Origin of the sequence: Rathayibacter sp. AY1B8 (assembly GCF_002932775.1) — a bacterium.
Taxonomy (GTDB): Bacteria; Actinomycetota; Actinomycetes; order Actinomycetales; family Microbacteriaceae; genus Rathayibacter.
In genome coordinates this window covers 71,460-88,019 of sequence record NZ_PSWJ01000010.1, presented here as the reverse complement: position 1 = coordinate 88,019, position 16,560 = coordinate 71,460, and the positions used below count along the sequence as shown (strand labels likewise).

The window sequence follows — 16,560 nt, the reverse complement described above, 5'->3', positions numbered from 1 at the left end:
GGGACACTGGTCCCACGATGTCTCCACGTGCACACTCCGGGCTCGAGCCCGCCGCGACCGATCCGGCGTCCATCCGCAACTTCTGCATCATCGCCCACATCGACCACGGCAAGTCCACCCTCGCCGACCGGATGCTCGGCATCACGGGTGTCGTCGAGGACCGGGCGATGCGCGCGCAGTACCTCGACCGCATGGACATCGAGCGCGAGCGCGGCATCACGATCAAGTCGCAGGCCGTGCGGATGCCGTGGGAGCGCGACGGGCGCACGTTCGCCCTGAACATGATCGACACTCCGGGCCACGTCGACTTCTCCTACGAGGTCAGCCGCTCGCTGGCGGCCTGCGAGGGCGCGATCCTCCTGGTCGACGCGGCGCAGGGCATCGAGGCCCAGACGCTCGCGAACCTCTACCTCGCGCTCGAGAACGACCTCACGATCATCCCTGTCCTGAACAAGATCGACCTGCCGGCCGCGGACCCCGAGAAGTACGCGAAGGAGCTCGCGAGCCTCATCGGCGGCGACCCGGACGACGTCCTCCGCGTCTCCGGCAAGACCGGCATGGGCGTCGAGGCGCTGCTCGACCGCGTCACCGAGCTCATCCCGCCGCCCGTCGGCGACCCCTCCGCCCCTGCGCGCGCCATGATCTTCGACTCCGTGTACGACGCCTACCGCGGGGTCGTCACCTACGTCCGGATGATCGACGGCAAGCTCTCGCCGCGCGAGAAGATCCAGATGATGTCGACCCGCGCCACGCACGAGATCCTCGAGATCGGCGTGTCGAGCCCCGAGCCCGTCGCGACGCAGGGTCTCGCGGTCGGCGAGGTGGGCTACCTGATCACCGGTGTGAAGGACGTGCGCCAGTCGAAGGTCGGCGACACCGTCACCACGGCGTCGAAGCCCGCGACGCAGGCGCTGCCCGGCTACACCGAGCCGCTCCCGATGGTCTTCTCGGGCCTGTACCCGATCGACGGCAGCGACTACCCGGACCTGCGCGAGGCCCTCGACAAGCTCAAGCTCTCGGACGCGGCACTCGTCTACGAGCCCGAGACGTCGGTGGCGCTCGGCTTCGGCTTCCGCTGCGGGTTCCTCGGCCTCCTGCACCTCGAGATCATCACCGAGCGCCTGCAGCGCGAGTTCGGTCTCGACCTCATCACCACGGCGCCCTCGGTCATCTACGAGGTCTCGACGGAGGACAAGAAGACCGTCACCGTCACGAACCCGAGCGAGTTCCCCGTCGGCAAGATCGCCGCCGTCACGGAGCCGATCGTCAAGGCCGCGATCCTCGCGCCGAAGGACTACGTCGGCACGATCATGGAGCTCTGCCAGAGCCGCCGCGGGACCCTGATCGGCATGGAGTACCTGGGCGAGGACCGGGTCGAGATCCGCTACCACATGCCCCTCGGCGAGATCGTCTTCGACTTCTTCGACAACCTCAAGTCCAAGACCGCCGGCTACGCCTCGCTCGACTACGAGCCCGCCGGCTCGCAGGAGGCCGACCTCGTGAAGGTCGACATCCTGCTGCAGGGCGAGCAGGTCGACGCGTTCAGCGCGATCGTGCACCGGGAGAAGGCCTACGCCTACGGCGTGCTGATGACGGGGCGCCTGCGCAAGCTGATCCCGCGTCAGCAGTTCGAGGTGCCGATCCAGGCCGCCATCGGCGCCCGGATCATCGCCCGCGAGTCGATCAGCGCGATGCGCAAGGACGTCCTGGCCAAGTGCTACGGCGGCGACATCACCCGCAAGCGCAAGCTCCTCGAGAAGCAGAAGGAGGGCAAGAAGCGGATGAAGATGGTCGGCCGCGTCGAGGTCCCCCAGGAGGCGTTCATCGCCGCGCTCTCGGGCGACGTCGAGACCAAGGACAAGAAGTAGGACTCCTCCAGCGGAGGCGCACCCCCCGAGAGGGGACCTGCGGTGAGGGGCCATTGCGGCGCCGATCACTTCCCAGGTAGCTTTCGAGCGCTGGACGCGGCTGCGGATCGAGGACGATCCGCTCGGGGGCTGGAGCGTCGACGGTCGGCCCTCTCATCACGATCAAGGGGGAAGCCCGTGGACTCTGCACGCACGAGGAAGCACTGGATCAGATCGGGGGCGGCGCTGCTGGGCGTCGCAGCGGTGACGGCGGGATCGCTCGTCGCCGCCGCACCCGCATCAGCCGCGAGCCGTGAGGTGCAGGCGTCGCCCGCGCCCTTCGTCTGGGAGGACATCGACCAGTTCGGCGTCGCGAAGGGCCTGTCCGTCTCCTCCGACGCGGAGACCATCACCGTCGAGCTCCCGGCCGCGAGCGCGTCCGCCGGGTTCACGGAGTGGTCGCACCCGGGGTACGAGACCGTGGACTGGCGCCTCAGCACCAGCGATGCCGACTTCGTGTCGGGCTCCTCGGCTGTAGACGCCGCCGCCAACACCATCGAGATCCCGCTCGAGCGCACGGTGGGCTCGTTCGAGCAGCCCGCGGTGAGGCTCGACCTCACCGCGGAGGCGCCGCAGGCGGACGACGCCTACGTCCCCCCGGCGCTCGAGTCCACGACGGGCTTCGACCTCAGCGTCACCGCCGGCCTGACCGTCGCTCCGGCGAGCGGCGAGGACGCGGCCGTGGTCGACCTGTCCGCGACCACTCCGAGCTCGACCCGCCACGACGGCGTCTTCTGGGCCGGCGGCGGCAGCCTGACCGACGCGGGCGCCGGCGACGTCGTCGTCGTCGAGACGGGCGTGCCCGGCTTCTTCGGCACCTCCGTCCGGGCCACCGTCGGAACGGACGGCACCCCGGCGCTCACCGCCCCCGCTAAGGTCCTCGACGACGGCTCGTCGGTCGCGGTGAAGCCGAACCAGGACTTCTACGACCGGTACCAGAACTTCGGCGACACTTCGCTCACGGGCGCTCCCTCCATCCGCGTCACGGGAGCCGGCCGCGGTGTCGAGCAGCCGGCGGGCTCCGCCTTCGTCGTCCGGGTGCCCCTCAGGGTCGTCGCGTCGACGACTCCGCCGACCACCGGGCCGACCCCTGGCAACGGTCCGACGGTGACCCGCCTCGCGGGCACCGATCGCCAGGGCACCGCCGTCGAGATCTCGAAGGCGACCTTCGACACCCCCGGCGTCCCCGTCGTCTACATCGCCACCGGCGCGAACTTCCCCGACGCGCTCAGCGCCGGTCCCGCCGCCGCGAAGCAGGGCGGCCCGCTCCTCCTGGTCGACCGCGACTCTGTGAGCCAGGTCGTGCGCGACGAGCTCACCCGTCTCAAGCCCCAGCGGATCGTCGTCGTCGGCTCCGACCTCAGCGTCAGCGACGCCCTCGCGACCGACCTCGGCCAGTACGCGAACGGGAGGGTCTTCCGCCTCGGAGGCACCGACCGCTACGACACGTCGCGGAAGATCATCGAGAGCGCCTTCGGCACCTCGCCGAAGGGGGCCTGGCTCGCGACCGGCGAGAAGTTCCCCGACGCGCTCAGCGCCACCGCCGCCGCGGGCAAGAACTCCGCCCCCGTCGTCCTCGTGAACGGCGGCCTCCCGGCGGCCGACCCGACCACTGTCGGGATCCTGACGCGGCTCCGGCCGCCGGTGCTCACCATCGCGGGATCCGAGCTGTCGGTCAGCGCCGGCATCCAGAACTCCCTCACGGTGCCGGCCGGACCGGTCGTCAACCGCATCGGCGGGGTCGACCGCTACGACACCTCGGAGCAGCTCAACCTGGCGGCCTTCCCCCGCGGGTCGAAGACCGTGTTCCTGGCCACCGGAGAGAACTTCCCCGACGCTCTGGCGGGAGCCGCGGCCGCCGGGCTTACGGGGAGCCCCCTCTTCGCCGTGCCCCCGACCTGCGTGCCGGTCAAGGTGCTGCAGGACATCAAGGCCGGCGGAGCGACGCGCGTCGTCCTCCTCGGCGGCACCGGCACCCTCTCGGACGCCGTGGCGAAGCTGACGCCCTGCAGCTGACCCGACCCGCACCACGACGAGGGCCCTCCTCCCGCTCCGGCGGGGGAGGGCCCTCCGTCGTTCCCGGCTCGGGGCGGCGACGGTCGGATACGCTGGGTCGGATGGACAGCACCACCCGGCACGCGGACTCGACGCGCGCCGCGCTCGAGGAGTCCGGGAAGAAGGTCGGGACGTGAGCATCCGCCGCTCCAACTTCGAGGGCCAGCCGCAGGTCACCTACGCGGCCGTCGGCGGCACTCTGGCACCCGACCTGCTCGAGTACCCGCCGGACGGCTTCACGGCCGAGCGTTTCGAGGCCCGTCTCGGCTCGGGCGACGAGCGCTTCGCCATCACCACCGCCTCCCTGATGACCTGGGGCGTGCAGCGCGGCAGCGGCATCGAGGTGACCGACATCACCAGCGGGAGCGGCGTGCAGTACACCGGCGTCAACTTCGACGCGGCGGGCACCCCGATCGACCTCGTCAGCCGGCCGACGGAGGAGCACTTCGCTCCCGACGGCACCCCCTACATCACCGCCGGCGTGACCGCCGTGCTCCGCGTGACCCTGCTCGGCCGCGTCTTCGACGCCCCGGTCCGCGTGGTCTACGTCGTCGACGAGCCCGACCAGGTCGGCTTCGCCTACGGCACCCTCGAGGGCCACCCCGAGAGCGGCGAGGAGTCCTTCGTCGTCGAGAAGCGCGCGGACGACTCGGTCTGGCTCGTCATCCGGGTCTTCTCGCGACCCTCCACCCGTCTCTACCGCCTGGGCGCGCCGGTGCTGCGCGCCGTGCAGAAGCGCCAGGTCGCCAAGTACCTGCGCGCGCTGCTGCCGGCGCGCGTCAGCTGACGTGGGGAGCGCCCTCCCGATCGCCGATCCTGCTCCGCTCGACGGCGGACTGCCCGCGTCCGTCGTCGACGGCGTGGAGCAGCGGGACCTCGGCCTCTACGTGCACGTGCCGTTCTGCCGGGTCCGCTGCGGGTACTGCGACTTCAACACCTACACGGCGACCGAGCTCCGCGGGGCGAAGCAGCAGGACTACGCCGACGAGGCGATCACCGAGATGGCTCTCGGCGCCGACGTGCTCGAGCGCGCGGGCCTGCCCCGGCGCCCCGCCCGCACGGTCTTCTTCGGCGGCGGGACGCCCACCCTCCTGCCCGCCGGCGACCTGGTGCGGATGCTGGGCGGCCTCCGCACTCACTTCGGGGTCGCGCCCGACGCCGAGATCACCACCGAGGCGAATCCGGACTCCGTCGATGCCGCCTACCTCCGCGCGCTGGCCGAGGCGGGCTTCACCCGCGTCAGCTTCGGGATGCAGTCGGCCGTGCCGCACGTCCTCGCCACGCTCGAGCGCACCCACGACCCGGAGCGGGTCCCGCTCGTGGTCGAGTGGGCGAGGGAGGCCGGCCTGCAGGTCAGCCTCGACCTCATCTACGGCACGCCGGGGGAGTCCCTGGCCGACTGGGAGCGGTCGCTCGACTCCGCGCTCGCCAACCGGCCGGACCACCTCTCGGCCTACGCCCTGATCGTGGAGGACGGCACGAAGCTCGCCCGGCAGATCCGCCGCGGCGAGGTCGCGACCCCGGACGACGACCTCACCGCCGACATGTACGAGCTCGCCGACGCGCGCCTGGCCGCGGCCGGGTACTCCTGGTACGAGGTCAGCAACTGGGCGCGCGACGACGCCCACCGCTCCCGGCACAACCTCTCGTACTGGCTCGGCCACGACTGGTGGGGCGTCGGTCCCGGCGCCCACAGCCACGTCGGAGGCGTGCGCTGGTGGAACGTGAAGCACCCGGCGGCCTACGCCGACCGGCTGAGCACCGGGGTCTCACCCGCTGCCGGGCGGGAGACGCTCGACGCGGGCACGCGGCGGGTGGAGGACGTGCTGCTGCGCTCGCGCCTGGCGGACGGGCTGCCCATCGACGCGATCGACGCCGGTCGGCGCAGCGAGGTGGCGGGGCTCATCGCCGACGGCCTCGTCGACGGCCGGGCGGCGCTCCGGGGGCGGATCGTGCTGACCCTGCGCGGCCGTCTGCTGGCCGACGCGGTCGTGCGGCGCCTCACCGACGGCTGAGGCCGGATCCCGGGGCGGCAGGCGCACGGCCGCCCCGGTTCCGCGGCTACTTGAAGAACGGGATGCTGAGCGGGTACGTGTAGTACTCGCCCGCGCTGGCGCGCACCGAGGCGATGATCGCGAAGACGATCACCAGGATCGGCACGACCAGGAACACGATGAAGCCGACGAGGACGAAGGACAGGATCGTCCCGGCGACGTAGGCGATCAGCGTCGTCAGGTGGAAGTTGAGGGCCGTCTTGGCGTGCGCTTCGAGGAACGGTCCGCGCCCCTTGAAGACCAGGAAGACGATCAGCGAGGGCAGGAAGCTGAAGAAGATGCCGGTCACGTGCGTGACGATCGCCCAGGTCTTCTCGTCCGCCGGGTTCAGCGGCGGAGCCGGGGTCCCGTAGACGGGGGGCGGGGGAGGGGTGGCCGACATGATGGTCTCCGTTCCGGCGGCGGCGACGGGCGTCCCCCGTGCGCTCGGCGTCCATCGTGGCATGCGGCGACTCCCTCCGCACCGGGCCGCGCGGGACCTCCTCCTCGGGGATGACGGGGCTCCTCCCCGCGGCCCTGCAGGAGTGCACCCCGGCCGATCCCCGCGCAACCCCGCCGGGCGGTCCGCCTCCCGGTTATGATTGGCACTCAGAGTTGCGGAGTGCCAGGCTCCGCGCGGCGTCAGCGCCGCAGACGGTCGTGCCCGCGGGCACTCGGAGTCCGGCGGGAGGTCGGTCGTATGGTCACGGAGCGCGGTCTCCAGGTCCTGCGCGTGATCGTGCAGGACTACGTGGCGAACCGGGAGCCGGTGGGCTCCAAGTCGATCGTCGAGCGCCACGCGTTCGGCGTCTCGGCCGCCACCATCCGCAACGAGATGGCCCAGCTGGAGGAGGAGGAGCTGATCGCGGCTCCGCACACCTCGTCCGGCCGCGTGCCGACCGATAAGGGCTACCGCCTCTTCGTCGACCAGCTCGCCGACCTGCGCCCGCTCACCTCCGCGCAGCGCCAGGCGATCGAGACGTTCCTCGGGCAGAGCCCGGACCTCGACGAGGTGCTGGTCAAGACCGTCCGCCTGCTCTCGCAGCTCACCAACAGCGTCGCGCTCGTGCAGTACCCGTCGTTCGGAGCCGCGCGGCTGCGCCACGTGGAGCTCGTCGCCCTCGCTCCCCGCCGCCTCCTGTCGGTGCTGATCACCGACACCGGCCGGGTCGACCAGCGCGTGCTCGAGACCCCGGAGGACGTGGACGACGCGCTCCTCGGCGAGATCCGCGCGAAGCTCAACACGGCCGTGCTGGGCCTCGGGCTCCAGCAGGCGGCCGAGACGCTCGGCTCCGTCGCGGAGCGCTTCAGCCCCGAGCGGCGCCACGTGCTGACGCCGATCGTGCAGACCCTGCTCGAGCAGGTCGGCGCCAACCGGCAGGACCGCCTGGTCATGGCCGGCGCCGCGAACCTCGTCCGCACCGAGGAGGACTTCTCGGGCAGCATCTACCCCGTGCTCGAGGCGATCGAGGAGCAGGTGGAGCTGCTGCGCCTCTTCGCCGAGATGACCCCGGACCCCCGGGGCATCTCGGTGCGCATCGGCCGCGAGAACGCGCCGTTCGGGCTGCAGGAGACCTCGGTGCTCACGAGCGGGTACAACACCGCGGGCGGCCAGGTCTCGCGCCTGGGCGTGCTCGGCCCGATCCGGATGGACTACTCCGGCAACATCACCGCGGTGCGCGCCGTCGCCCGCTACCTCTCCCGCCTCCTCGGCGAGGAGTAGGCCCGACCTCCCGGCCCCCGCCGGATCCCCCCGGTGCGCCGTGCCCGGCCCACCGACCCACGAACGAAGGACGAAGCCACCTGTGGCCGATCACTACGAAGTGCTGGGCGTCGACCGCGACGCCTCCGCCGACGAGATCAAGAAGGCGTACCGCCGACTCGCCCGCGAGCTGCACCCCGACGTCAACCCGAGCGCGGACGCCTCCGAGCGCTTCAAGCTCGTCACGCACGCCTACGACGTCCTGAGCGACGCCCAGCAGCGGGCGCAGTACGACCGCGGGCCCCAGGAGGGCTTCGGCGGCGGCGGCCAGGGCTTCGGCGGGTTCGGCGACATCTTCGAGACCTTCTTCGGGCAGGGCGCGCAGGGCTCGTCTCGCGGGCCGCGCTCCCGCCGCGAGCGCGGCCAGGACGCCCTGCTGCGCGTGGAGGTCTCGCTCGACGAGGTCATCTTCGGCACCCACCGCGACCTCGAGGTCGACACGGCGGTGCTCTGCGAGACGTGCCAGGGCTCGTGCTGCCAGCCCGGCACCTCGCCGGTGACCTGCGACATCTGCCACGGCTCCGGCCAGATCCAGCGCACGGTCCGCTCGCTCCTGGGCAATGTGATGACGGCCAGCCCCTGCGGCACCTGCCGCGGCTACGGCACCGTCATCGCGACCCCCTGCTCCACCTGCCAGGGCCAGGGACGCGTCCGCGCCCGCCGCACCATCCCCGTCGACGTCCCCGCGGGAGTCGACACGGGCCTGCGCCTGCAGATGCCCGGCAGCGGCGAGGTCGGCCCGGCCGGCGGCCCCAACGGCGACCTGTACCTCGAGATCAAGGTCAAGCACCACGACGTCTTCAGCCGCAACGGCGACGACCTTCTCTGCACCCTCGAGGTGCAGATGACGGACGCGATCCTCGGCTCCACGGCGTCGCTCAAGGCGCTCGACGGGGACATCGAGATCGAGATCAAGCCGGGCACGCAGAGCACCGAGATCGTCACGATCAAGGGACGCGGAGTCACGCGCCTGCGCGGCAGCGGACGCGGCGACCTCCGCATCGGCATCCAGGTCGTCACCCCGACGAAGCTGGGCCACCGCGAGCGGGAGCTGGTCCAGGAGCTGGCGAAGCACTACAAGCCGCAGAAGCCCGCGCTGACCCACTTCCAGCAGGGCCTGTTCTCCAAGCTCCGCGACCGCTTCCTGGGCTGAGCCCGTGGCGCACCACTACATCGACGAGTCGCTGGACTCCGAGGGCTTCATCGTCGGGGGCCGGCTCGCGCTCACCGGCGCGGAGGCACGGCACGCCGCGACCGTCAGCCGGATCCGCGCGGGCGAGAGCGTCCGGGTCGGGGATGGGCGCGGACTCGTCGCGACCGCGGTCGTCGAGAGCGCGGAGCCGGCGCGAGTGGTGCTCGTCGTGGAGTCGGTGCAGGAGTCCCCGGTGCCGTCCCCGCGCCTGGTCCTCGTGCAGGCCCTCGCGAAGGGCGACCGCGACGAGCTCGCCGTGCAGGCGGCGACCGAGCTCGGGGTGGACGAGGTCGTCCCGTGGCAGGCCGCGCGGTCGATCTCGCGGTGGTCCGGCCCGAAGGAGGAGAAGGGGCGCGAGCGCTGGCGCGCCATCGTGCGCGAGGCGAGCAAGCAGTCGCTGCGCCCCCGGGTGCCCGAGGTCGCGCCGCTCGAGCAGGTGCGCGGTCTCGTCGCGCGCGCCGCGACGTCCCGCGTGCTGGTCCTCGAGCCCTCGGCGCAGGCGCGGCTCTCCCAGGTGGTCCCGGACGGACGCGACCTGGTGCTCGTCGTCGGGCCCGAGGGCGGCATCGCTCCGGAGGAGCTGCGGCTGCTCGCGGAGGCGGGCGCCGAGGCCGTCGCGCTCGGCGACTCCGTCCTGCGCACCTCGACCGCAGGTCCCGCCGCCATCGCCGTCCTCTCGGCCCGCCTGGGCCGCTGGTGACGCTCCTCCACAGCCGACTCGGGGCTCCGGAGCAGGGTGCCGTGGGCGAACGCGGCGCCCGTCGCGCACGGGCCCCGTTTAAGATGAGTGCATGAGCGAACCCACCGTCTTCACGCGCATCGTCCAGGGCGAGATCCCGGCCGATGTGGTGTTCGAGAACGAGCGCATCCTCGCGATCACCGACATCGAGCCGAAGGCGCCCGTCCACCTCCTCGTCTTCCCGAAGACCCAGGAGCACGCCACGGTCGCCGCCCTCGCCGCCGCCGATCCCGCCCTGCTCGCCGAGATGGTGCAGGTCGCCCAGTCGCTCGCCGACGCCCACAGCAACGGTCAGTTCCGCCTCGTCTTCAACTCCGGCGAAGAGGCGGGCCAGACCGTGTTCCACGTGCACGCCCACGTCCTGGGCGGCCACCAGACGGAAGGCTCCCTTGCCACCGGTTGAGAACACGGGCGCGAGCCCCGACGAGCGTCCCGCCCCCGGCGCGGACGCGTCCGAGACGACGCGGCGCGTCGTCGCCGTCGACGGAGTCGCGATGGTGCGCCTCCTCGGACCCCAGGACCGCCTCATCCGAGCGGTCGAAGGACGATTCCCCGATGTCCGGGTGCACGTGCGCGGCAACGAGGTGACGCTCGACGGCGAGCGCGAGCCCGTCGCCGCGGCGACGCGCCTGGTGGAAGAACTGGTGCGCATGACCGCGAGCGGGCACGATCTCGACCCGGAGGGCGTGCGCGAGTCCGCCCGCATCCTGCAGAACGGCGGGCCGGTGAGCCCGGCCGAGGCGTTCGGCCAGGCCATCCTCACGGCGCGCGGACGGAGCGTGAGGCCCAAGACGCTCGGGCAGCGCGAGTACGTCGACGCGGTCGATCAGAACACCATCGTCTTCGGCATCGGCCCGGCCGGAACCGGCAAGACCTACCTGGCGATGGCGAAGGCCGTGCAGTCGCTGCAGCGCAAGGAGGTCGAGCGGATCATCCTGACCCGCCCGGCGGTCGAGGCGGGGGAGCGGCTGGGCTACCTGCCCGGCTCGCTCACCGACAAGATCGACCCGTACCTGCGCCCGCTCTACGACGCGCTGAACGAGATGATGGACCCCGAGATCGTCCCGAAGCTGCTCGCGGCCGGCACGATCGAGGTCGCTCCGCTCGCCTACATGCGCGGGCGCACGCTCAACAACTCGTTCGTCGTGCTCGACGAGGCGCAGAACACGACGCCCGAGCAGATGAAGATGTTCCTCACCCGCCTCGGCTTCGGCTCCAAGATGGTCGTCACCGGCGACATCACCCAGGTCGACCTGCCGACCGGCGCGAGCGGACTCCGCCTCGTGACGCGCGTGCTCGACGGCATCGACGACATCCACTTCTCGCGCCTGACCAGCGAGGACGTGGTGCGCCACAGCCTGGTCGGCCGCATCGTGGACGCGTACACCGAGTACGACCAGCAGAAGCAGGCGCAGCACTTCGAGCGCGAGCAGGCCCGGGAGTTCGCGAACCGCGCCGAGCGCCGCGGCCAGGCCGCCCGCCCCCGTGAGCATCGAGATCAACAACGAGTCGAGCGTCCCCGTCGACGAGGCCGCCCTGCTGCGCCTCGCCGGCTACGCGCTCGACTCGCTCCACGTGCACCCCGACGCCGAGCTCGCGATCGTGCTGGTCGACGAGGGCGCGATGGAGCAGCTGCACGTGCAGTGGATGGACGAGCCGGGGCCGACCGACGTGCTCAGCTTCCCGATGGACGAGCTGCGTCCCGGGACCGAGGACGAGCAGACCCCCGCGGGGCTCCTCGGCGACATCGTGCTCTGCCCGCAGGTCGCGCAGTCCCAGGCCGAGTCGGCCGGCCACTCCGTGCTCGACGAGCTGCAGCTGCTGACCGCCCACGGGCTCCTGCACCTGCTCGGCTTCGATCACGCCGAGCCGGAGGAGGAGCGCGAGATGTTCGGCATCCAGCGCGACATCCTGGTCGGCTTCCACATCAGCGAGCGACGCCGCTAGAGCGCGCCGTGCCCACTCTCCAGCTCCTCATCGCCGCCCTCGCGCTCGTCGCCGTCGGCGGCTGGTTCGCCGCGACCGACGCCGCACTCGGCGTCCTCTCGCGCAGCGACCTGCTCGACATGGCCCAGCACTCCCGCAGCGCCCGCGCTCTCCGCGCGATCGCGGGCGACATGAGCGCCCACGTCAACGTCGTCAACTTCTCGCGGATCGCGGCCGAGACGACGGCCGCGGTGTTCGTCACCACGGTGCTGGTCGTCGAGGTCCCGCAGCTCTGGCTCGCGCTCCTGCTGGCGGTCCTGATCATGGCGGCGGTCTCGTTCGTCCTGGTCGGCTCCAGCCCCCGCAGCGTCGGGCGCGCGAACGCGCGTGCGGTCCTGTCCACCAGCGCCTCGCTCGTGCACGTGCTCCGGCTCGCGCTGGGTCCGGTCGCGCACGGGCTCGTGGCTCTCGGCAACCGGGTGACGCCGGGGACCGGGCGCTCGGCGGGGTTCTCCTCCGAGGAGCAGCTGCTCAGCATGGTCGACGAGGCGACCGAGCAGGACGTGCTCGAGCAGGACGACCGCGAGCTGATCCACTCGATCTTCGAGTTCAACGACACCTTCGTCCGCGAGGTGATGGTGCCCCGCACCGACATGGTGACGATCGAGGCGACCTCCTCCGTCGGCGCCGGCATGGGGCTCCTGCTGAGCCGCGGCATCTCCCGGCTCCCCGTCATCGGCGACGGCGTCGACGACGTCCTCGGCGTGCTCTACCTGCGCGACGTGGCCCGGCACACCTACGAGCGGCCGGACGACGACGACACGGTCGCCGATCTCGCGCGCCCCGCGCTGTTCGTGCCCGAGTCGAAGAAGGCCGACGAGCTGCTCCGCCAGATGCAGCTCGAGTCCAACCACCTCGCGATGGTGGTCGACGAGTACGGCGGCATCGCGGGCCTGGTGACGCTCGAGGACCTGATCGAGGAGCTCGTCGGCGACATCTCCGACGAGTACGACCGCGAGGTCGACCTCTTCGAGGAGACGGCGCCCGGGGTCTACCGCGTCTCGGCGCGCCTGCCGGTGGACGAGCTCGGCGAGCTGTTCGAGCTCGACCTCGAGGACGACGACGTCGACTCGGTCGGCGGACTGCTGACCAAGGCCTACGGGCGCCTCCCCGAGCGCGGCGCGACGGCGCGGATCGGCGGAGTGCTGCTCGAGGCCGAGCAGGCGGACCCGCGCCGTGGGACCATCTCCACGGTGATCGTCCGCCGCGATCCCGATCTGGACACCGCCGGCGAGCCCGGCACCGGCCCCGTCGCGATCATCGCGGACGGCGGCACCACCACCCCCAGCCCGAGCACGGCTCCCACCCGCGGAGCCACGGGCGATCAGCACGAGGACGCACGATGACCGACACCACTCCCGCCGCCGCTCCCTACCGGGCGGGCTTCGTGTCCTTCGTCGGCCGCCCGAACGTGGGCAAGTCGACGCTCACGAACGCCCTCGTCGGCGAGAAGATCGCCATCACGAGCTCGAAGCCCCAGACCACGCGGCGCGCTATCCGCGGCGTGGTGCACCGCACCGACGGCCAGCTGATCGTCGTCGACACCCCCGGCATCCACCGGCCGCGCACGCTCCTCGGCGAGCGGCTGAACTCGCTCGTCACCTCGACCCTCGGCGACGTCGACGTCATCGGGATGCTGTTCCCGGCGGACGAGCCGATCGGCCCCGGAGACCGCTTCATCAACGAGCAGCTCGACTCCTTCCCGCGCGCCCGGAAGGTCGCGATCGTCTCGAAGGTGGACCTCTCCTCGAAGAAGTCCGTGGCGAAGCAGCTGCTCGCCGTCTCGGAGCTGCGCGAGTGGGACACGATCGTGCCGATCTCGGCCGTGACCGAGGAGCAGCTGGACGTCCTGGCCGTCGAGCTCCTGCGCCTGATGCCCGTCTCGCCCGCCCTCTACCCGGAGGAGGCGGTGACCGACGAGGACCTGTCCTCGCGGATCGCCGAGTTCATCCGCGAGGCCGCCCTCGAGGGCGTCTCGGACGAGCTGCCGCACTCCCTCGCCGTGACGCTCGACGACATGGTCGAGCGCGAGGACGGCTCGCTGATCGACATCTACGCCAACGTCTTCGTGGAGCGCGACAGCCAGAAGGGCATCATCATCGGCAAGGGCGGCCAGCGTCTGCGCGAGGTGGGAGCCGTCTCCCGCGAGCAGATCGAGCGCCTGCTGGGCCGCCGCGTGTTCCTCTCCATCCGGGTGAAGGTCGCCAAGGAGTGGCAGCGCGACCCGAAGCTGCTGGGGCGCCTGGGCTTCTGACGCCGGAGGACGACGGCGGTCACCCTCCAGGACGACGCCCCCGGGCGCGCGGACCCGTAGCGTGGTCCTCATGCGCGCCCTCCTCGACCGACCGGCGGCCCTGCCGATCGCCGGGGCGCTGCTCGCCGCCCTCCACCTGCTGCTCGGGCTCACCGGGGTCACTCCGACCGAGCGGATCGCCGGCGGCCTCGTGCTCGCGCTGGCCCTCGCCGTCGCGGGATTCCTGCCCGCGCTCGCCCCCTCGCTCGTCGCGGTCGGCGCGCTCGCCGACGGAGGCGTCCTGCTCGGCGGCGTCCCCGTCGACGGGGTGCTCGTCGGCCTGGTCGTCCTCTGGCAGACGACCCGCCGGGTGGGCCCCTGGACCCGTGCCCTGGCGCTCGCGGGCGGCCTGATCCTCGCCGGGATCGGCGGCGTCACCGTTGCGCTCGGCCTTTCCGGCCCGCTCGATCCGTCCGGGCTCCCGGCGCGCGTGGAGTTCGTGGTCCTCGCCCTGGTCGCCCTCGCGGTCGCCTCCGTGCTCGGTGCGGCGAAGGTCCTCGTGTACCTCAACGCGCTGCGGGCGCCGGTCCTCGCGGGCGATCGGATCGACGCGCTGCTGACCCGGGTCGCCGGGCCGCAGGACCCCTTCGCGGTGGGGGTCGCCGGTGGTCAGGCGCTGGTGCTCCTCCTCGTCGCCGGCCTCCCGTTCGCCGGGGTGGAGGGCGCGATGCAGCTGCTGGTCGCGGGCGTGCTCGCGGTCGCGCTGGTGCTGCACCGGCGGTCCCCGGTCCTCGCCCTCTCGATCGCCTGGGCCGGTGCCGCCCTGCAGATGAGCGCGAGCCTCGCTCCCGGACCCGCGGATCTGGCCATCCTGGCCGTCCTCTTCGGCGCCGGCGCGTCGGAGTCGCGGCGGGTGCGGATCGCGGGCGCGGTGTCGGCCGTCCTCGGCGCCGTGATCGCCGTCGTCTACCTCGTCCTCGTCTTCGACCTCGTCGCGAGCGCCTACGACGGCCTCCTGTCGGCCGGAGCCACCTTCGGCGGGATCCTCGCGACGCTCGGCCTCTCCTGGACCATCGGACTGCTCTCGCGCTCGGTCCGCCGGGCGCGGGAGGGCCAGACCCTGCGCGCGCAGGCCGAGCAGGAGCGCGCCCGGGCGCAGCGCGAGCTCGACACCGTGGAGGAGCGCAACCGGATCGCCCGCGACATGCACGACGTCGTCGCCCACTCCCTCGCCGTCGTGATCGCGCAGGCCGACGGCGCGCGCTACCTCGGCGCCACCAGCCCCGAGCAGACCGACGCCGCGCTGCTGACCATCTCCTCCGTCGCCCGGGACGCCCTCGGCGACGTGCGCGTGCTCCTCGCCCAGCTGCGGCACTCGCAGAGCGACGGCCCGCAGCCCGGCGCCCGCGACCTGCCGGCCCTCCTCGACAGCGTGGGCGGAGCCGGAGCCCCCGTCCGCGCCGAGCTCGCCGTCGACCTGGAGGCGGTGCCGCGCGCCGTCGGTCTGGCCCTGTACCGCATCGCCCAGGAGGCGACCACGAACGCTCTCCGCCACGGCCGCCCGGGCTCGCCGCTCGAGATCGCCCTGCGCCAGGACGGCGGCGAGCTCGCCCTGACCGTGCGCAACGCCCGGTGCGCCGACGTCGAGCGCGACTCCCTGCCGGGCGAGGGCCACGGCCTGGTCGGCATGCGCGAGCGCGCCGCGCTCGTCGGGGGAGTGCTCGCCGCCGGCCCGGTCGGGGACGACTTCGTCGTCGACGCGCGCCTGCCCTCCTCCCCGTCCCTCGCCCGCACCGCCCCACCCCTCGCCTCCGGAGGCAGCCCCGCATGACCGACACCATCCGCCTCGTCCTCGTCGACGACCAGGCCCTCTTCCGCGCCGGCATCCGCATGCTGCTCGGCTCGCAGCCCGACCTCGAGGTGGTCGGCGAGGCCTCGGACGGGGCGGAGGGCGCGGAGCTGGTCGCGCGGCTGGCCCCCGACGTCGTGCTGATGGACATCCGGATGCCGGGCGTCGACGGGATCGAGTCGACCCGGCGGATCCTCGCGGACGCGCAGGAGCGGCGGGTCGAGCCTCCGCGCATCCTCGTGCTGACCACCTTCGACCTCGACGAGGCGGCCGCGCGCGCCATCCGGGCGGGCGCGAGCGGCTTCCTCCTGAAGGACACGGAGCCCGGCTTCCTCCTCGCCTCCGTCCGCACCGTGCACGCGGGGACCGCCGTGGTCGCCGCCTCCGCGACCCGCGAGCTCTTCGAGCACTTCGGAGCGGCGGGCAGCGGACGGGAGACCCCGCCCGCCTTCGCGACCCTCACCGACCGCGAGCGCGAGATCTTCCACCTGGCCGCGCGGGGGATGAGCAACACCGAGATCGCGCGCGCCGAGTTCCTGAGCGAGGCGACGGTGAAGACGCACATCAGCCGCACCCTCGGCAAGCTCGGCCTGCGTGACCGCGTGCAGCTGGTGGTCTACGCCTACGAGAACGGCCTGGTCACCTAGCGCGGGACGCCGGGGTGACGCGCCGCGGGGGCGGTGCTACCCTGACCGGGTGCGCTTCGGACAGCTCCTCCTTCTCCGCCGCGACGAGATCTGATCCTCAGGCCATCCTCGTCGCGGAGTCCGTCGTCGGCTGAACCATCCCTCGCCCGCGAGGTCG

Annotated in this window: 14 protein-coding genes and 1 pseudogene; 14 read left to right on the top strand and 1 reads right to left on the bottom strand. The window is 72.5% G+C overall.

The genetic code is table 11. From position 1 onward, the window contains the following. Positions 1–17 precede the first annotated feature (17 nt). The 4 genes from lepA (at position 18) to hemW (ending at position 5,977) form a co-directional block, all read left to right on the top strand. Positions 18–1,868 carry a translation elongation factor 4 gene (gene lepA, locus C5C63_RS08495; protein WP_104223127.1) on the top strand — a complete coding sequence of 617 codons (1,851 nt, stop codon included), beginning with the start codon at positions 18–20 and terminating at the stop codon, positions 1,866–1,868. Positions 1,869–2,045: 177 nt separating this feature from the next. Then, entirely contained in the window at positions 2,046–3,923 is a 1,878-nt protein-coding gene (locus C5C63_RS08490) for a cell wall-binding repeat-containing protein (RefSeq protein WP_146086371.1), read from the top strand. 172 nt (positions 3,924–4,095) lie between these two features. Beyond that, positions 4,096–4,749 carry a DUF1990 family protein gene (locus C5C63_RS08485; RefSeq protein WP_244229440.1) on the top strand — a complete coding sequence of 218 codons (654 nt, stop codon included), beginning with the start codon at positions 4,096–4,098 and terminating at the stop codon, positions 4,747–4,749. 1 nt (position 4,750) lies between these two features. After that, positions 4,751–5,977 carry a radical SAM family heme chaperone HemW gene (gene hemW, locus C5C63_RS08480; RefSeq protein WP_104325853.1) on the top strand — a complete coding sequence of 409 codons (1,227 nt, stop codon included), beginning with the start codon at positions 4,751–4,753 and terminating at the stop codon, positions 5,975–5,977. A gap of 46 nt (positions 5,978–6,023) precedes the next feature. Here hemW and C5C63_RS08475 read toward each other — a convergent pair whose 3' ends face one another. Then, positions 6,024–6,398: a DUF4870 domain-containing protein gene (locus C5C63_RS08475; protein WP_104223130.1), complete on the bottom strand. Its 375-nt coding sequence runs from the start codon at positions 6,396–6,398 to the stop codon at positions 6,024–6,026. A gap of 297 nt (positions 6,399–6,695) precedes the next feature. Here C5C63_RS08475 and hrcA point away from each other — a divergent pair, with 297 nt between their 5' ends. The 10 genes and pseudogenes from hrcA to C5C63_RS08425 all read left to right on the top strand — a co-directional run bounded on the left by hrcA (position 6,696) and on the right by C5C63_RS08425 (position 16,403). Continuing rightward, positions 6,696–7,718, top strand: coding sequence for a heat-inducible transcriptional repressor HrcA (gene hrcA / locus C5C63_RS08470; RefSeq protein ID WP_104223131.1), 1,023 nt, complete (start codon positions 6,696–6,698; stop codon positions 7,716–7,718). 82 nt (positions 7,719–7,800) lie between these two features. Next, entirely contained in the window at positions 7,801–8,910 is a 1,110-nt protein-coding gene (gene dnaJ / locus C5C63_RS08465; RefSeq protein ID WP_104225203.1) for a molecular chaperone DnaJ, read from the top strand. A gap of 4 nt (positions 8,911–8,914) precedes the next feature. Beyond that, on the top strand, positions 8,915–9,649 hold the full coding sequence (locus C5C63_RS08460; protein ID WP_104258276.1) for a 16S rRNA (uracil(1498)-N(3))-methyltransferase: 735 nt from the start codon (positions 8,915–8,917) through the stop codon (positions 9,647–9,649). A 91-nt stretch (positions 9,650–9,740) separates the two neighbouring features. Beyond that, the gene (locus C5C63_RS08455; protein WP_104225201.1) at positions 9,741–10,091 is read left to right on the top strand and encodes an HIT domain-containing protein; all 351 of its coding nucleotides are present in this window, start codon (positions 9,741–9,743) and stop codon (positions 10,089–10,091) included. A 91-nt stretch (positions 10,092–10,182) separates the two neighbouring features. Further along, positions 10,183–11,196 (top strand): annotated as a pseudogene (locus C5C63_RS08450) (PhoH family protein); the annotation flags it as partial. Beyond that, positions 11,174–11,635 carry an rRNA maturation RNase YbeY gene (gene ybeY, locus C5C63_RS08445; protein WP_104223424.1) on the top strand — a complete coding sequence of 154 codons (462 nt, stop codon included), beginning with the start codon at positions 11,174–11,176 and terminating at the stop codon, positions 11,633–11,635. The pseudogene C5C63_RS08450 and the gene ybeY, both read left to right, overlap by 23 nt. An 8-nt stretch (positions 11,636–11,643) precedes the next feature. Further along, a complete protein-coding gene (locus C5C63_RS08440; RefSeq protein WP_104223425.1) occupies positions 11,644–13,020 on the top strand; it encodes a hemolysin family protein in 1,377 nt (458 codons plus the stop codon). After that, on the top strand, positions 13,017–13,928 hold the full coding sequence (era, locus tag C5C63_RS08435; protein ID WP_104223426.1) for a GTPase Era: 912 nt from the start codon (positions 13,017–13,019) through the stop codon (positions 13,926–13,928). Before C5C63_RS08440 ends, era begins: the two co-directional genes overlap by 4 nt. Before the next feature lie 70 nt (positions 13,929–13,998). After that, positions 13,999–15,738 carry a sensor histidine kinase gene (locus tag C5C63_RS08430; RefSeq protein WP_146086370.1) on the top strand — a complete coding sequence of 580 codons (1,740 nt, stop codon included), beginning with the start codon at positions 13,999–14,001 and terminating at the stop codon, positions 15,736–15,738. After that, entirely contained in the window at positions 15,735–16,403 is a 669-nt protein-coding gene (locus C5C63_RS08425; RefSeq protein ID WP_104309522.1) for a response regulator transcription factor, read from the top strand. The genes C5C63_RS08430 and C5C63_RS08425 overlap by 4 nt, the downstream gene beginning before the upstream one ends. Positions 16,404–16,560: the final 157 nt, after the last annotated feature.

Excerpts from the sequence above, each read along its gene's own strand:
- hrcA (WP_104223131.1), top strand. The coding sequence starts at position 6,696 with ATGGTCACGGAGCGCGGTCTCCAGGTCCTGCGCGTGATCGTGCAGGAC.
- C5C63_RS08425 (WP_104309522.1), top strand. The coding sequence starts at position 15,735 with ATGACCGACACCATCCGCCTCGTCCTCGTCGACGACCAGGCCCTCTTC.
- lepA (WP_104223127.1), top strand. The coding sequence starts at position 18 with ATGTCTCCACGTGCACACTCCGGGCTCGAGCCCGCCGCGACCGATCCG.
- era (WP_104223426.1), top strand. The coding sequence starts at position 13,017 with ATGACCGACACCACTCCCGCCGCCGCTCCCTACCGGGCGGGCTTCGTG.
- C5C63_RS08455 (WP_104225201.1), top strand. The coding sequence starts at position 9,741 with ATGAGCGAACCCACCGTCTTCACGCGCATCGTCCAGGGCGAGATCCCG.
- C5C63_RS08430 (WP_146086370.1), top strand. The coding sequence starts at position 13,999 with ATGCGCGCCCTCCTCGACCGACCGGCGGCCCTGCCGATCGCCGGGGCG.
- C5C63_RS08475 (WP_104223130.1), bottom strand. The coding sequence starts at position 6,398 with ATGTCGGCCACCCCTCCCCCGCCCCCCGTCTACGGGACCCCGGCTCCG.